This is a genomic window from Falsiroseomonas algicola, from assembly GCF_011040385.1.
Taxonomy (GTDB): domain Bacteria; phylum Pseudomonadota; class Alphaproteobacteria; order Acetobacterales; family Acetobacteraceae; genus Falsiroseomonas; species Falsiroseomonas algicola.
The window spans coordinates 40,797-55,836 of sequence record NZ_JAAIKB010000006.1; the positions used below are offsets into that span (position 1 = coordinate 40,797).

The 15,040-nt window shown below is 71.5% G+C and carries 14 protein-coding genes; 4 read left to right on the forward strand and 10 right to left on the reverse strand.

Features of this window, described 5'->3' with window-relative positions:
* Positions 1-81 precede the first annotated feature (81 nt).
* Positions 82-297: a hypothetical protein gene (locus G3576_RS15780; protein ID WP_164695390.1), complete on the forward strand. Its 216-nt coding sequence runs from the start codon at positions 82-84 to the stop codon at positions 295-297.
* On the opposite strand, the gene G3576_RS15785 is transcribed toward G3576_RS15780, so the two are convergent.
* On the reverse strand, positions 284-1,387 hold the full coding sequence (locus tag G3576_RS15785) for a glycosyltransferase family 4 protein (RefSeq protein WP_164695391.1): 1,104 nt from the start codon (positions 1,385-1,387) through the stop codon (positions 284-286). The two genes, G3576_RS15780 and G3576_RS15785, sit on opposite strands and share 14 nt — an antisense overlap.
* A 193-nt stretch (positions 1,388-1,580) precedes the next feature.
* Here G3576_RS15785 and G3576_RS15790 point away from each other — a divergent pair, with 193 nt between their 5' ends.
* Complete coding sequence (locus tag G3576_RS15790) at positions 1,581-2,981, forward strand: leucyl aminopeptidase family protein (protein WP_164695392.1); 1,401 nt, start codon at positions 1,581-1,583, stop codon at positions 2,979-2,981.
* A gap of 178 nt (positions 2,982-3,159) precedes the next feature.
* Entirely contained in the window at positions 3,160-3,558 is a 399-nt protein-coding gene (locus G3576_RS15795; protein WP_164695393.1) for a MarR family transcriptional regulator, read from the forward strand.
* Between the two features lie 77 nt (positions 3,559-3,635).
* On the opposite strand, the gene G3576_RS15800 is transcribed toward G3576_RS15795, so the two are convergent.
* The 8 genes from G3576_RS15800 to G3576_RS15835 form a co-directional block, all read right to left on the reverse strand.
* The gene (locus G3576_RS15800; RefSeq protein ID WP_164695394.1) at positions 3,636-4,568 is read right to left on the reverse strand and encodes a 2-hydroxyacid dehydrogenase; all 933 of its coding nucleotides are present in this window, start codon (positions 4,566-4,568) and stop codon (positions 3,636-3,638) included.
* Positions 4,568-5,029, reverse strand: a complete 462-nt coding sequence (locus G3576_RS15805) for a hypothetical protein (protein WP_164695395.1) — start codon at positions 5,027-5,029, stop codon at positions 4,568-4,570. Before G3576_RS15805 ends, G3576_RS15800 begins: the two co-directional genes overlap by 1 nt.
* On the reverse strand, positions 5,026-6,639 hold the full coding sequence (locus G3576_RS15810; protein WP_328729202.1) for an ABC transporter ATP-binding protein: 1,614 nt from the start codon (positions 6,637-6,639) through the stop codon (positions 5,026-5,028). Before G3576_RS15810 ends, G3576_RS15805 begins: the two co-directional genes overlap by 4 nt.
* Positions 6,636-7,670: an ABC transporter permease gene (locus G3576_RS15815; RefSeq protein ID WP_164695396.1), complete on the reverse strand. Its 1,035-nt coding sequence runs from the start codon at positions 7,668-7,670 to the stop codon at positions 6,636-6,638. The genes G3576_RS15810 and G3576_RS15815 overlap by 4 nt, the downstream gene beginning before the upstream one ends.
* Before the next feature lie 211 nt (positions 7,671-7,881).
* Positions 7,882-9,006: a microcin C ABC transporter permease YejB gene (locus G3576_RS15820; protein ID WP_164695397.1), complete on the reverse strand. Its 1,125-nt coding sequence runs from the start codon at positions 9,004-9,006 to the stop codon at positions 7,882-7,884.
* Between the two features lie 15 nt (positions 9,007-9,021).
* On the reverse strand, positions 9,022-10,878 hold the full coding sequence (locus G3576_RS15825; protein WP_164695398.1) for an extracellular solute-binding protein: 1,857 nt from the start codon (positions 10,876-10,878) through the stop codon (positions 9,022-9,024).
* Positions 10,879-10,920: 42 nt separating this feature from the next.
* Complete coding sequence (hisN, locus tag G3576_RS15830) at positions 10,921-11,700, reverse strand: histidinol-phosphatase (RefSeq protein ID WP_164695696.1); 780 nt, start codon at positions 11,698-11,700, stop codon at positions 10,921-10,923.
* A complete protein-coding gene (locus G3576_RS15835) occupies positions 11,697-12,233 on the reverse strand; it encodes a c-type cytochrome (RefSeq protein WP_164695399.1) in 537 nt (178 codons plus the stop codon). Before G3576_RS15835 ends, hisN begins: the two co-directional genes overlap by 4 nt.
* 221 nt (positions 12,234-12,454) lie before the next feature.
* Between G3576_RS15835 and G3576_RS15840 the strand changes: the two genes are divergently transcribed.
* On the forward strand, positions 12,455-13,330 hold the full coding sequence (locus tag G3576_RS15840) for a prephenate dehydratase (protein ID WP_164695400.1): 876 nt from the start codon (positions 12,455-12,457) through the stop codon (positions 13,328-13,330).
* 35 nt (positions 13,331-13,365) lie between these two features.
* Here the strand turns inward: G3576_RS15840 and G3576_RS15845 are convergent, their stop codons facing one another.
* Positions 13,366-15,033, reverse strand: a complete 1,668-nt coding sequence (locus G3576_RS15845) for a hypothetical protein (RefSeq protein WP_164695401.1) — start codon at positions 15,031-15,033, stop codon at positions 13,366-13,368.
* Between the last annotated feature and the right edge of the window lie 7 nt (positions 15,034-15,040).

Here is a 15,040-nt window from a genome sequence, read left to right on the forward strand (position 1 = left end):
GGCGGTTCACCCCTCGCCCGGCGGCGCTTGCCCGGCCGCCGCGCATGGGCCAGAAGGGCGCCTCATCGGGAAAGGCGGGGCATGATCCGGGCGCTGCGTGTGGTGTGCTTCATCGGCTTCACCTTCATCGGGTTGCTGATGCTCGGCGCGTCCTTCTGGCGGGCGCTGTTTGGCACCCTGGCACTGGCGGCGCTGCGCTTCACGCCCACCCCGGCCAATGTCGTCTATGGCATCGGTGCCGTCGTGTTCGGGCTCGGCATCCTGCAATGGAGCACCGGGGTCGTCATCCCGCGCTGAGGCTTCCTTGACGCACCACCGCGTCGAGGCCTTCGACCAGCCGGCCCACCTCCGCCCCCCAGTCCGGCCCGCCGGCCGCGCGTGCTTCCTGGCCGAGCCTCGCCAGGGCACCAGGTTCCGCCAGGCGGTCGAGAGCCGCGGCGAAGGCTGCCGCCGTCACCGCGCCGGCCAGCACGCCGCCCTCGCCCTCCCGCACCTGTTCGGTCAGGCCGCCGACAGGCGTCGCCACCACGGGGATGCCGAGCGCCAGGGCCTGGGGCGCGACGCCGGACTGGCTCGCCTCCCGGTAGGGCAGCACCACCGCATCGGCCTCGGCCAGCAGCGCGCCGATGCCATCCTCCGCCACCCAGCGCGCCTCCACCGTGACGCCGGGCAGGGCGGAAAGCCCCGGCGCGCAGGCCTCCGCATCCCCTTCCCCCACCACGCGCAGCGTCGCCCCGGGATGGCCGGCGTGGAACTGCCGGAAGGCGTCGCGCAGCAGGTCGAGGCCCTTATAGGCCCGCAACCGGCCGAAGAAGAGCAGGCGGATCCCCTGGCCTGGGCCACGCGGCGCCGGCGTGGGCGCCTCGATCAGGGCCGGCAGCGCCATGCGGATCAGGGGCAGGCCTGGAGCCTCCCGCCCCAGGGTCGCGGCGACGGCGTCGGACAGCGCCACGGCGGCGCGGGCCGCCCCCAATTCGCGCCGCAGCCTCCAGCCCCAGGCGAAGGCCGGATCGCCGGGATGCGGCGCCGCGTCGTGCACCACAGGCACGAAGGGAATGCCCGCCCTTGCCAGGGCGGGCGCCACCAGCGGGGTCCAGGTATGGGTCATGCCGGAGAGCACGAGGTCGGCGCCCCGCGCCTGATCCACCAGTCGGTGCGCCAGGCCAGGAACGCGGAGCAGCCCGGTGGCGAATCCGGCAAGGCCGCGATAGGTGTCAACCATGTCGATCGGCGCGCCGATGGCCCGGAATCCATCCAGCAACTCGCCCTGTGCGGAGACGGACAGGCTGAGCCCGATATCGGGCCGGCCCGCCAGCTCGCGCGCGAGGCCGAGCGAGAATTGGGCGCCGCCGCCGCGCCGGCCCCAGTACCACAGCAGGATCCGCATGCGCTGCCCTACCACCGGGCCGGACGGCCAGGAAGGGCATGCCGCGGGGCCGCGGAACAGCCCCCACCAGCGGGTGTATCGCAACCGTGATCACGCCATCATGGGTTGCATCATGCGGGGATGTTAAGACATCGTTCAGAATCCATCGGGGAATCTGGACAATCCTGGCGGAGCGACCGCCACCGGAGACGCGATGCTTGATTGCCTGATCCCGGCTTCCCTGGCCGGGACCGATGCGGCGGCCTTGCCGCTGCACCTCGTGACCAAGGCCGGGTTGCCGGCGCTTCTGGACCGCCTGGCGCCCGGCCAGGCGGCCTTCCTGCGCGCCAGCGGCTTCGCCGCCAAGGCGAATGAGGTGCGGCTGCTGCCCGGCGGCACGGGGATCGAGGGCGCCGTGGCCGGACTGGGCGAGGAGCCATCCTCCCCCTGGAGCTATGGCGGGCTGCCGATGGCGCTGCCGGAAGGCACGGATTGGCGGCTGGAGGGGGAGGCCGACGCCCCCGCCGCGCTGCTGGGCTGGTGCCTGGGCGCCTACCGCTATTCCCGCTTCAAGACGCCGCCCCGGCAGCCCGCGCGGCTGATGCAGCCGCCCGGAACGGACACCGCCCTGGCCGAGGCCCGCGCGATCTGCCGCGGGCGGGACCTGATCAACACGCCCGCCGGGCATCTGGGGCCGGAGGAGCTGGCGGAGGCGGTCCGCGCCCTGGCCGCCGACTACGGCGCGAGTTGCGAGGTGATCGAGGGGCAGGCGCTGGCGGAGGGGTTCCCCGCCGTCGCCGTGGTGGGCCAGGGCAGCCCGCGCGCACCCCGCGTCGCCGTGCTGCGCTGGCAGGGGCCGGGGGCGGGCGCCGATGCGCCGCTGCTCGCGCTCTGCGGCAAGGGTGTGTGCTTCGACACCGGCGGGCTGGACCTGAAGCCCGCGGCCGCCATGCTGCGGATGAAGAAGGACATGGGCGGCGCCGCCACCATGATCGCGGTGGCGGAGATGCTGATGGCCGCCGCCACGCCGATCCGGCTGCTGCTGCTGGTGGGGGCGGTGGAGAATTCGGTGTCCGGCACCGCCTTCCGGCCGATGGACGTCATCGCGACCCGCAAGGGGCTGACGGTCGAGATCGGCAATACCGATGCGGAAGGCCGGCTGGTGCTGTGCGACCTGCTGGCCTTCGCGGCGGAACAGTCACCTGCATTGGTGATCGATGCGGCAACCCTGACGGGAGCAGCGCGTGTCGCGCTCGGGCCTGATCTGCCGGCCTTGTTCTCCGACGACGCGGAAGTGGCGAAGACCATTCTCCGTTACGGCCTGGACGTGCAGGATCCCGTGTGGCAGCTGCCATTACATAGAAGTTACGTTTCTTGGCTGGACAGCAACATCGCCGATCTCAACAACGTCGCAACGAAGCCCATGGCAGGTGCCGTGATCGCCGCACTGTTCCTGCGCCGCTTCGTGCCGGACGATCTGCCATGGGCGCATGTCGATTTGTACGCCTACAACGACCAGACCCGACCCGGACGCCCGGAGGGGGGGGAAATCCAGGCTGCGCGCGCCCTCGCACGCGCCGTGACCGCCCTGCTCCTTCACCGTGACAACCCTTGACGGTAACGAAATCGAGATGAAACGGGAACTTTCTGCCTCAAAACGCTCTCAGAAGAGCATACAGCGGCAGCACCTTTCACAGAGCGATTCATCGGAAGGGCGCGCCAAGGGCCGCCAGGGCGCGCCATCGAAGGCGGCACCCGGTAGCCGGAAGCGCGCCGAGGAAGGATTTGAGACCATGGCAACGCAAACTTCGGCCGACCAGCTTGTCGGCATCCTACGCGACACCGTCGTCGCCCTTGTCCGCCGGGATGGGCCCGACCTTTCCGCCCGGCAGCTCGGCGTGTTCCTGACGGTCTACCTGACCGACGGCCCGCACACCGTGCGCGGCCTGGCGGCGGAGCTGAACGTCTCCAAACCCGCCATCACGCGGGCGCTGGACCGACTCGGCGAACTCGATCTGGCCCGCCGCAAGGTGGACCCGATGGACCGCCGCAGCGTGCTGGTGCAGCGCACCCTGAAGGGCGCGTCCTTCCTTCGGGACATGCGCAGCATCATGGCGCAGGCCGAGCAGACGGCGCGCGAGAGCGCCCCGGCTGCCGAGGCGCCGGCCGCCGAGGCTCGCCGCGCGGGCTGATACCGCGCATCGACCTCGCCCGACAGGGCGAGGTCGGCGACCGGTTCGGGGCCGCAACCAGAATCGTTACTTCGGCGTCAGTAGCCCGCGTTGAAATCCACCAGGTTCATGAGCGGCTCGCCCGCCCGGGCACGGCGGAGATTCTCGACCACCTGCGGCGCAGCGCTTTCGGGAATCGTGATGCTCGCGGCATGCGGCGTCATCACCACCTTCGGGTGCGACCAATAGGGGTGCTCGGCCGGGAGCGGTTCCGGCTGGAACACGTCCAGCGCCGCGGCTGCCACCTGCCCGCTCTCCAGTGCCGCCAGCAGGTCGGCGTCCACGACGTGGCCGCCCCGCGCTCCGTTGATCAGGAAGGCGCCCTTCGGCAGGCGGGACAGCAGGGACGCATCGACGATGCCCCGCGTCTCCGGCGTCAGCGGCAGCAGGCAGACCAGGATGTTGGACCGGGCCGCCATCGCGGCCAGGCCCTCGGCGCCATGGAAGTTCTGCACCCCCTCCACCGTCTTGGGCCGTCGCGTCCAGCCCATGACGGGGAAGCCGAGCCGCGTCAGCAGCCCGGCCGCATGGGTGCCGAGTTCGCCCAGGCCGAGGATGCCGATGCGGGTCTCCGCCGTGACGGGGGCCGGCAGCTCCTCCCACCGCTTCGCCGCCTGCAGCGCGCGATACTCCAGGTCCTGGCGATGGAAGCGCAGCACGTTGAGCAGCACCCATTCGCCCATCTGCGTGGTCAGCATCCGGTCCACGAGCCGCGCCACGGGGATGCCCGGCGGCGGTCCGGGCGGACGCAGCAGGTGGTCCACGCCCGCACCCATGGAGACGATGAGCTTCAGGTTGGGGTAGCGGCGCAGCTCCGCCATGTCATGCGCCGTCCAGACCACCGCGGCCTCGATCGCCGCGGGGTCGCCGGCATCGGGGAACATCCGGATATCCAGCGTCGGATCGACGGCCAGCAGCGCGCGGCGCCACCAATCCATCGTCGCGGCCTTGGTGGAGAGCAGAACGGCCATCAGGCAGTTTCCCTGGTCAGCAGGCGCACGAAGCCGCGCCAATCGTCACGCCGCGTGGCGGCGAATTTCCGGCCGTCCGGCAGCTCGGCATAGAGGCTGAGGACACCCTTGGCCCAGAGCGCGTCGAAATACTCTTCCGACTGCAGGGCGAAGGCGCTGGTGCGTTCGAAGACGCCATCGCGGATGCGCGGCTGCACCTTGGCGATCCACCACCAGCAGCCCACGGCCAGGATCGCGGCACCGACATACCAATGCACCAGCGCGGTACCCGCGAAGGAGGCGGTGAGGATGCCGGCCGCCGGCCAGATGTTCTCGGCGTATTGGTACACGGGGCTGCCCGGCGAATTCATCTTGCGGATATGGACGCCGAGCTTCAGCACCTGGCTGTCCAGTAGCGCGCGCAGCAGATCGAGCGGCGGCCGGGGATCCGGCTCCTGCTCCGGCAATGGCGCATCACTCATGTCCGGACGTGGCCCTCTCCCCCGGCGGCGGAAAGGTCGAAGGCCGCCGCCATCAGGGCGCGCGTGTAGGCTTCCCGCGGCGCGGCGACAACCGCCTCCGCCTCCCCTTCCTCCACCACCCGGCCATCCTTCAGCACGACGATGCGGTGCGCCAGCGCCCGCACCACGCGGAGGTCGTGGGAGATGAAGAGATAGGCGAGGCGGTGCCGCGCCTGCAGGTCCCGCAGCAGCTCCACCACCTGCGCCTGGACCGAGACGTCGAGCGCACTCGTCGGCTCATCCAGCACCACGAGCCGCGGCTTCAGCACCAGGGCGCGGGCGATGGCGATGCGCTGGCGCTGGCCGCCGCTGAATTCATGCGGGTAGCGCTCGATCATGGAGGGGTCGAGGTTGACCTCCCTGAGCGCTTCCGCCACCCGCGCCTCCTGCTCGGCCGCGGAAAGTGTTTCGTGGACGCGAAGCCCCTCCCCCACGATCTCCCCCACCGTCATGCGGGGCGAGAGGCTGCCATAGGGGTCCTGGAAGACGATCTGCATGCGCCGGCGCAGCGGCCGCAGCGCGCCACGGTCGAGGCCCTGGATGTCGCGGCCCTCGAAGCGGATCGGGCCTTCCGAGGATTCGAGCCGCAGCATGGCCAGGCCGAGCGTCGTCTTGCCGCTGCCGCTCTCCCCCACCAGCCCAAGCGTCTCACCCTCCCGGATCGAGACGGAGACGCCATCCACGGCCTTCACCGTCGCGACGGTCCGGCGCAGCACGCCGCGCTTGATCGGGAAATGGACCCTGATGTCCTCGCCGCGGAGGATTTCGGGTGCAGTCGGCTGCACCGGTGCGGGGCGGCCGCGGGGCTCCGTCGCCAGCAGCATCCTCGTATAGTCGTGCTGCGGGTTGTCGAAGACCTCGGCCACCGGCCCGGCTTCCACCGCCTTGCCGTGGCGCATCACCACCACATCGTCAGCATGCCGGCGGACGATCTGCAGATCATGCGTGATCAGCAGCAGCGCCATGGAGAGCCGCTGCTTGAGGTCCCGCAGCAGCTCCAGGATCTGCGCCTGGATCGTCACATCCAGCGCCGTGGTCGGCTCGTCAGCAATGAGCAGCGCCGGGTCGTTGGCCAGGGCCGCCGCGATCATCACGCGCTGGCGCTGCCCGCCCGAGAGCTGGTGCGGATAGGCGCCGAGCCGGTCCGCCGCCTTGGGGAAGCCGGCGCGAGTCAGCAGCTCGATCACCCGCTGGTCCAGCGCCGCGCCGGATAGTGGCCGGTGCAGCGTCACCGCCTCCCCCACCTGGCGGCCGACCGTGTGCAGCGGGTTCAGCGACGTCATGGGCTCCTGGAACACCATGCCCGCCACGCCGCCGCGCAGCCGCCGCAGCGCCTCACCCTCCGCCGTCAGCACATCAGTGCCGTCCAGCGTGATGCGCCCCGCGGGATTGCTGCCGCCGGGGCCGAGCAGCCGCAGGCAGGACAGCGCCGTCACCGACTTGCCGCTGCCGGATTCGCCGACCAGCGCCAGCGTCCGGCCGCGATGGACCTGGAAGGACACGCCCTCCACGACGGTCTTGCCGCGGAAAGCGACGGAGAGATCCTCGACCTTCAGGATGGCGTCGGTCACCGTCCTCCTCCCGGAAGTTTCCGCGGATCGAAGGCATCCCGCACCGCCTCGCCCACGAAGATCAGCAGCGTCAGCACGCCGCCCAGCACGCAGAAGGCGGTGATGCCGAGCCAGGGGGCCTGGAGGTTGTTCTTGCCCTGCGACACCAGTTCCCCCAGCGAGGCACTGCCCGGCGGCAGGCCGAAGCCAAGGAAATCGAGGCTCGCCAGCACCGTTACCGAGCCCGACAGGATGAACGGAAGAAACGTCAGCGTGGCCACCATCGCATTCGGCAGGATGTGGCGGACCATCAGCGCCGTGTCCGACACCCCCATCGCCCGCGCCGCCCGCACATAGTCGAGGTTCCGGCCCCGCAGGAACTCCGCCCGCACCACCCCCGTCAGCCCCATCCAGCTGAACAGCAGCAGGAAGACCAGCAGGGTCCAGAAGCTGGGCTCGATCACGCTGGCCAGGATGATCAGCAGATAAAGCTGCGGCATCCCCGACCAGACCTCGATGAAGCGCTGGAAGCCGAGATCGACCCAGCCCCCGTAATACCCCTGCACCGCCCCCGCCGCGATGCCGATCACCGAACTCACCAGGGTCAGCGAGAAGCCGAACAGCACGGATATCCGGAACCCGTAGATCACCCGCGCCAGCACGTCCCGCCCCTGGTCGTCCGTGCCCAGCCAATTCCTTGCCGAGGGCGGCGCCGGCGACGGCCGGCCGAGATCACGCACCACCGTGTCATGGCGGTAGGGAATGATCGGCCAGACCGCCCAGCCCCCGCGATCCGCGAATTCCTTCCGCAACTCCGGATCATGCCAGTCCATCGTCACCGGCAAGCCATCCGGCAGGACCTCCTCCTCCGCATAACCCACCACGACCGGGAACAACCACTTCCCATCGACCCGCGCGACCAAGGGCCGGTCATTCGCAATACCCTCGGCAAACAAGGTCACCACGAACAACAACAGGAAAATCCAGAGCGACCAGAACCCCCGCCGATTGGCGCGAAAGTTGGCGAGGCGCCTGCGTGTGATGGGGGTCATGGCACGGTCCCGCAGGGGGGCGTTGCCCCCCTGCACCCCCCACCAGGAGGCAGCGGCCTCCTGGACCTCAGGCCTTGAACGCCGAAGGTGAGGGGGGCACTTCGGCCCCCCTCACCTTCGGCGTTGAAAGTTCCGGCGGGGTCCGGGGGGGGCCACGCCCCCCGGCGGGGGTGCGGGGGCAGCGCCCCCGCGGGACCGCGCATGGCCGCCATTACCGCCGCGCCTCGAAGTCGATGCGGGGGTCGATGATGGTGTACATGACGTCGCCGACGATCTGCATGATCAGGCCGAGCAGGGTGAAGATGTAGAGGGTGGCGAACATGATGGGGTAGTCGCGGCGGATTGCGGCTTCGAAGCCCAGCAGGCCGAGCCCGTCCAGCGAGAAGACGATTTCTACCAGCAGGGCGCCGGTGAAGAGGATCCCGATGAAGGCCGCGGGGAAGCCCGCGATGATCAGCAGCATCGCGTTGCGGAAGACGTGGCCGTAGAGGACGCGGTTCTCGGTGTTGCCCTTGGCCCGCGCCGTGACGACGTATTGCTTGCCGATCTCATCGAGGAAGCTGTTTTTCGTCAGCATCACGAGGCCCGCGAAACCGCCGATGACCAGCGCCAGGGTCGGCAGCGCCATGTGCCAGGCGTAGTCCGCCGCCCGCTGCCAGAAGGGCCAGGTTTCGGAGCCGGAGGTGGCGAGGCCGCGCAGCGGGAACCACTGCAGGAAGGAACCGCCGGCGAAGAAGACGACGAGCATGATGGCGAAGAGGAAGCCCGGGATCGCGTAGCCCACGAGGACGACGCCGGAGGTCCAGAGGTCGAAGCGCGATCCGTCCCGGACGGCCTTGCGGATGCCGAGCGGGATGGAGACGAGGTAGATGATCAGCGTGGACCAGAGGCCCAGGCTGATGGAGACGGGCATCTTCTCGATGATGAGGTCCACCACCGGGCGGTCCCGGAACAGGCTGCGGCCGAAGTCGAAGGTCAGGTAGCCCGTCATCATCTCCTGGAAGCGGACATGGGCGGGCTTGTCGAAGCCGAACATGCGCTCGATGTCGCGGACGATGGCGGGATCGAGCCCCCGCGCGCCGCGATAGTTGCCGACCGGGCCGCCGCTGGATGAATCGCCGGAGCCCATGCCGGGGCCGGCGCTGCCGGGCTGCCGTGTCTCCCCGCCCCCTTCACCGGTGAGGCGGCCGAGCACCTGGCCCTCGCCGCGGAGTTCGGCGAGCATCTGCTCCACCGGGCCGCCGGGGGCGAACTGCACCACGGCGAAGTTGATGAGGATGATCCCGAACAGCGTCGGGATCACCAGCAGCAGCCGGCGGACGATATAGGCGGCCATGCGGCGGGCTGGGCGCTACAGGCTGCGGCGCGCGTCGGGCAGGGCGCGCTCCCGCTCCGCATCCACCCACCACCAGTCGAGGGAGAGGTTGTAGCGGGGGTTGCGTTCGGGCCGCACCAGCTTGTCCCAGTAGGCGATGCGGAAGGTCCGGCTGTGCCAGTTGGGGATCAGGTAGTTGTAGGACAGCAGCACGCGGTCCAGCGCCCGGGTCCGCGCCACCAGTTCCTGCCGGTCCGGCGCCGTGACCACGAGTTCGACGAGCTCGTCGATCGCGGGGTCGCAGATGCCGGCCACGTTCTGGCTGCCGGGCTCCCGCGCCTTCTCGCAGGTGAAGAAGTCCCGCTGTTCGTTGCCGGGGGAGAGCGACTGGCCGATGACGTCGATCGTCATGTCGTAGTCGAACTCGTCCATCCGCTTCTGGTATTGCGCGGGATCGACCGTGCGGACGCGCACCGCCATGCCGAGCCGTTCCAGCCACTGGACATAGGGCAGCGCCACGCGTTCGAAGGTGGCGCCCTGGAGCAGGATCTCGAACTCGAAGCGCTGTCCCTGCGCATTCACCAGGCGGCGGTCGCGCACCTGCCAGCCGGCGGATTGCAGCAGCGTGAGGGCGCGGCGGAGGCCGTCGCGGTTGTTGCCGGAACCGTCGGTGACGGGCAGGCGGTATTCGGTGGTGAAGACCTCCGCCGGCACGCGGCCGCGGAAGCGTTCCAGGATCTCCAGCTCCCGCCCCTGCGGCAGGCCGGAGGAGGCGAGTTCGGAGTTGGAGAAGTAGGAGTTCGTCCGCGCATAGGCGCCGAAGAAGACGTTGGCGTTGAGCCATTCGAAGTCGAAGACTTCCACCAATGCGCGCCGGACGCGGGCATCCTGGAAGATGGGGCGGCGCAGGTTCATGGCGAAGGCCTGCATGCCCGTCGGCAGCTCGTGGCGGATTTCCTCGAGTTTCACCAGGCCGCGGCGACGGGCCGGGAAGTCATAGGCGGTCGCCCAGTCGCGGGCCACGTTCTCCGTGCGGAAGTCGATCTGCCCGGCCTTGAAGGCTTCCAGCGCGACCGTGTTGTCGCGGAAGTATTCGAAGCGGCGGACATCGACATTGTGCTGGCCGCGGAGCGAGGGGATGTCCTTCGCCCACCAATCGGCGACGCGGCGATAGACGATGCTGCGCCCGGCCTCGAAGCGCTCGATCCGGTAGGGGCCGGAGCCCAGCGGCGGGTCGAGGGTCGGCCGGGCGAAGTCGCGGCCCTCCCACCAATGGCGCGGCAGGACCACCATCTGGCCCAGGATCAGCGCCAATTCGCGGTTCTGGTCGTCCTTGAAGCGGAAGGTGACCCGGCGCTCGGATTCGGCCACCACCTCCGTCACATCGGCGTAGTAGCCGCGGAAGCCCGGACGGCCGTGCTGGCGGAGCGTGTTGAAGGTCCAGACCACGTCGGCCGCGGTGACGGGGCGGCCATCATGCCAGCGGGCGGCGGGGTTCAGCTCGAAGGTCACGCCCTTCCGGTCGGCGGGCAGTTCGACCCATTGCGCGAGGTAGGGGTATTCGGTGCTGGCCTCGTCCGCGCTTTCCTTCAGCAGCGTGTCGTAGAGCAGGTTGGTGCCGACCGCCGCGGTGCCGCGGATGACGAAGCCGTTGAAGCTGTCGAAGCTGCCGAGTGCGGTCAGTGCGACCTCGCCGCCCTTGGGGGCGTTGGGGTTCACCCAGGGAAAGTGGGTGAAATCGGCCGGCAGCGCGGGCTCCCCCAGCAGGGACAGCGCATGGGTGCGCACCGCCTGGCCCGGGGCGGCGCTGCCGCCGGCGGGGGTGACGGCGCGGGAGGCCGTGGGGGCGAGCCCCAGGGCGGCGGAGAGGGAGAGAAGGTCGCGGCGGCGCATGCCCACAGTTTGGGGGTTCACCTTGCCCGCCGCAACGCCTGCCTAGCCCGCGAGGAGGCGGGAGATCTCCGGCAGCAGGGCGCGATCGCCGACGGCGAGCACCGTGCCATCGCTGTCGAGCCGCAGCGGCCGGCCGGCCCAGTCCGTGCAGCGGCCGCCGGCACCCTCAATGACGGGCACCAGCGCGGCCCAGTCCCAGGGCTTCATGGTGGCGTCCACCACCGCATCCACCAGGCCGAGCGCCAGCAGGCCATAGGCGTAGCAGTCCCCGCCCCAGGTGGTGCGGCGCGCGGCGTCCTTGGCGGCGGCGAAGCGGGGCGCGGTCTCGGCGTCGAACATGTCGGGCGAGGTGCAGGAGAGCTCGGCCTCGGCCAGCGTCGCGCAGGGCCGGCAGCGCGGCGTGCCGCCGAACTCGGAGCGGAACTCGGCGGGCTGGCCGCTGAGGCCGATCCAGCGTTCGCGCGTGGCGGGCTGGTCGATCACGCCCAGCACGGGGACGCCCTTGTGGAGCAGGCCGATCAGCGTGCCGAAAAGGGGCCGGCCCGTGACGAAGGCGCGGGTGCCATCGATGGGGTCCAGCACCCAGACCCAGTCGGCGCCCGGGTTCGTCTCCCCGTATTCCTCGCCGATCACGCCGTGGTCGGGATGGCGGTCGGCGATCAGGGCGCGGATGGTGCGTTCGGCGGCCTTGTCGGCTTCCGTCACCGGGCTGGCATCGCCCTTGGCCTCGACCAGGAGCTGGGACCGGAAGAGCGGGCGGATGACGGCGCCTGCCGCATCCGCCGCCGCTTCGGCAGTGTCCCGAAAGGCTGCCGGGATCAGGGCAGCGGGACCGGGTTGGGCGACAGGGTGCGGAGGAAGGCGATGACGTCCGCGCGCTGGCCCGTGTTGCTGATGCCGGCGAAGGCCATGCGGGTGCCCGGCATGGCGGTGGCGGGGCGGGCGAGGAAGGCGTTCAGCGCCTCGTAGTCCCAGGGCTTGTCGGCCAGGGCGCGGTTGGCGGCGGAGTAGTTGAAGCCGGCGACCTGGGCGTGGCCCTTGCCGACGATGCCGTAGAGGTTCGGTCCGACGCCGTTCGGCCCGCCCTGCGCGAAATTGTGGCAGGAGGCGCAGAGGCGGCCGGCGAGCGCCCGGCCATTATCGGCATTGGCCGCGGCCAGCAGCGGGCTGATCGGCTCCAGCGTCGGCGCGGCGGGGGCAGCCGCGGCCGCCGGCGCGGCGGCTTCCGGCGTGGCCAGCGCGCTGGTTTCCAGCTTGCGCGGGTGCACGATCAGGTCGCCGACCAGGCCGGTGACCATGAAGGCGATGCCAGCCGTGAGGACCGCGGCGGCGACCTTGTTGACTTCCAGACTCATCCTGGAATGGACCCTTCCGAAGCGCCCCGCCTCGAACCGGGGGCGGCGGCCATGCGGCGCTGCAACCCAGCCAGGACGATGCGATGCCAAGTGACGTTCAAGGCGCGCGGCAGCACCGGGCTTGCACCCCGCCCCGCCTGCCGTAAAACCCGCCGGACCATATAGGCCGCCGCCGGCAACGACAACCCGGCAGGCGCGCGACAGCAGGACAACGCCCTCAGATGCCCAACAATTCCACCGGTCTGCCCAGCGGCATCATTGCCTTCCAGGGCCTGCCCGGCGCCTATTCGGACCTGTCCTGCCGCAAGGCCTATCCGGGCTGGACCACCCTGCCCTGCCCGTCCTTCGAAGCCGCGATGGATGCGGTGCGGGATGGCCGGGCGGGGTTGGCCATGCTGCCCTGCGAGAATTCGCTGGCCGGTCGCGTCCCCGACATCCATCGCCTGCTGCCCGATAGCGGCCTGCATGTGGTGGGGGAGCATTTCGAGCGGGTGGAGCATTGCCTCCTGGCCCCGAAGGGCGCCTCGATCGCCACGCTCAAGCGCGCCCACAGCCACCCGGTCGCCCTCGGCCAGGTGCTGAAGCTGATCAAGGAACTGTCCCTGCAGCCGGTGATCGAGGCCGATACCGCCGGCGCCGCCCACCTGATCGCGGAGCGCGGCGGCATCGAGGACGCGGCCATCGCCAGCGAACTGGCGGCCGAGATCTACGGGCTCGAGATCCTGCGGCGGAACGTGGAGGATGCGGCGCATAACACCACGCGCTTCTATGTCTGCCGCACCACGCCGCTGGAGGGGCCCTTCGAGGCCGGCGACTGGGTCACGACCTTCGTCTTCCGCGTCCGCAACATCCCGGCCGCGCTCTACAAGGCGCTGGGCGGCTTCGCGACCAATGGGGTGAACATGACCAAGCTCGAGAGCTACATGGTCGGCGGCGCCTTCACCGCGACGCAGTTCCTGGCCGATGTCGATGGCCGGCCGGATGATCCCGCGCTGGCGCGGGCGCTGGAGGAGCTGGCCTTCTTCTCCGCCGATCTCCGGGTGCTCGGCACCTATCGCGCGCATCCCTACCGGCTGGCGCAGCGCGACGGGAACTGACGCCGGGTTTATCAGCCCGGCTCCGCCCGATTTGCTCAGCCCGGCTCCGCCGGGAGGGGGGCCGGCTCTCGCGCCAGGGTCAGGACAAGGTCGGGGCTGGTGGCGAGGATGGCGGCCGGGTCCACGCCCGGCAGCGCCTCGCTGACCACGCATTCCGCGAAGAGGTGGCGCAGCCACCAGCCCGCCAGGGTCGGCGCGGCGCTGCCGCCGAGGCCCGGTTCCGTCATCACCACCAGGCGCCAGGGAATGGGCGCGGCGGCGCAGCACCAGGCTTCCAGCCCCGGCAGGGGCTGCGCCATCAGCCGGGGCGGCTGGCTGGCGAAGAGGTCGGCGGGCAGCGCCGGCTCCGTCTCCCGCACCGCGACGCCGAGGAAGGCGATGCCCTCCGCCGCGCCGGCTTCGTCGGGCACGTCCCGGCGCGGCAGGGCGGCGAGGTCGGCACGCGCCAGGATGGCAGCGGCGCGCGCCAGCTGGTCCTGCGCCTCCGGCCGCAGCGCGCGGAGGATGGCCAGCAGCGTCTCCACCAGCGCAAGGCCGCCCTCGATCGAAAGCCGTTCCCCATCCCGTCGCCAGAGCGAGGCCGGCTGCGGCAGTCGCGCGAAGGCCTGGCGGAGCGGCACCCAGCCCTGGGCGAGGGCGGGCTCCGCCGCGGCCGCCTGTTCGAGCGGGGTCGGCGCAGGATCCGAGAGAGCGGCGAGGACGCTGGCCCGGCGCGGCTGCAGCAGGTGCAGGGTCGCGGCCGGCCCGGCCGCCAGGCCGCGGGCGATCCGTAGCATGGAGGAGAGCGGCGCCGGCAGGACGGGGTGGGAGGGCGGCGGCGGCGCTGTGACGGCGGGCGGCACGGGCTTTGGCGGCGGCGCGGCGACCGGCGGCGGCACGGGCTTTGGCGGCGGTGCGGCGGGGGGCGGCTCGGTCTGTGGCGGCGCGGCGACCGGGGGTGGCACGGGCTGTGGCGGCGGCGCGACCGGCGGCGCCACAGGCTGCGGCGGCGGCGCGGCGGGGGGCGGCACGGGTTGTGGCGGCGGCGCGACCGGGGGTGGCACGGGCTGCGGCGGCGGCGCTACCGGCGGCGGCACGGGCTGCGGCGGCGGCGCGACCGGCGGCGGCACGGGCTGCGGCGGCGGCGAGGCGGGGGGCGGCACGGGCTGTGGCAGCGCGGTGACCGGGGGCGGCACGGGCTGCGGTGGCGTGGCGACCGGGGGCGGCACAGGCTGTGGCGGCGGCACGACCGGCGGCGGCACGGGCTGCGGCGGCGCGGCGACCGGGGGCGGCAGGGGCTGCGGTGGCGCGGCGACCGGGGGCAGCACGGGCTGCGGCGGCGCGGCGATCGGCGGGGGCTCCGGCAGCGGGGCGCCTTCCGCCTCGGCCTCCAGCACCTCGCGCATCAGCCGGGTCATGGCCAGCGTCGTCGCCACCGGGCGGCCCGGCAGCATGGCCCGGACCCGGACGCGGCCTTCCAGGAAGTCACGCGCGGTCAGGGGCACCGGGGATCGAAGGCGGAAGCCGGGCTTGCCGTCATCGCGCGCGACATCCGTGGCTGCCTCCGCCAGCACCTCCACCCCGCGCATCAGGCGGATGGTCGGGCGCGCCGCGGCGTCCTGCGGATCGGCGGCCCAGCCGACGACGACCTGGCCATCGCGCAGCGCATCGAGGAAGCCGGCCAGGCCCCGGGGCGGCGCGGGCGGGGAGGCGGCCTGCGACATCCCGGCG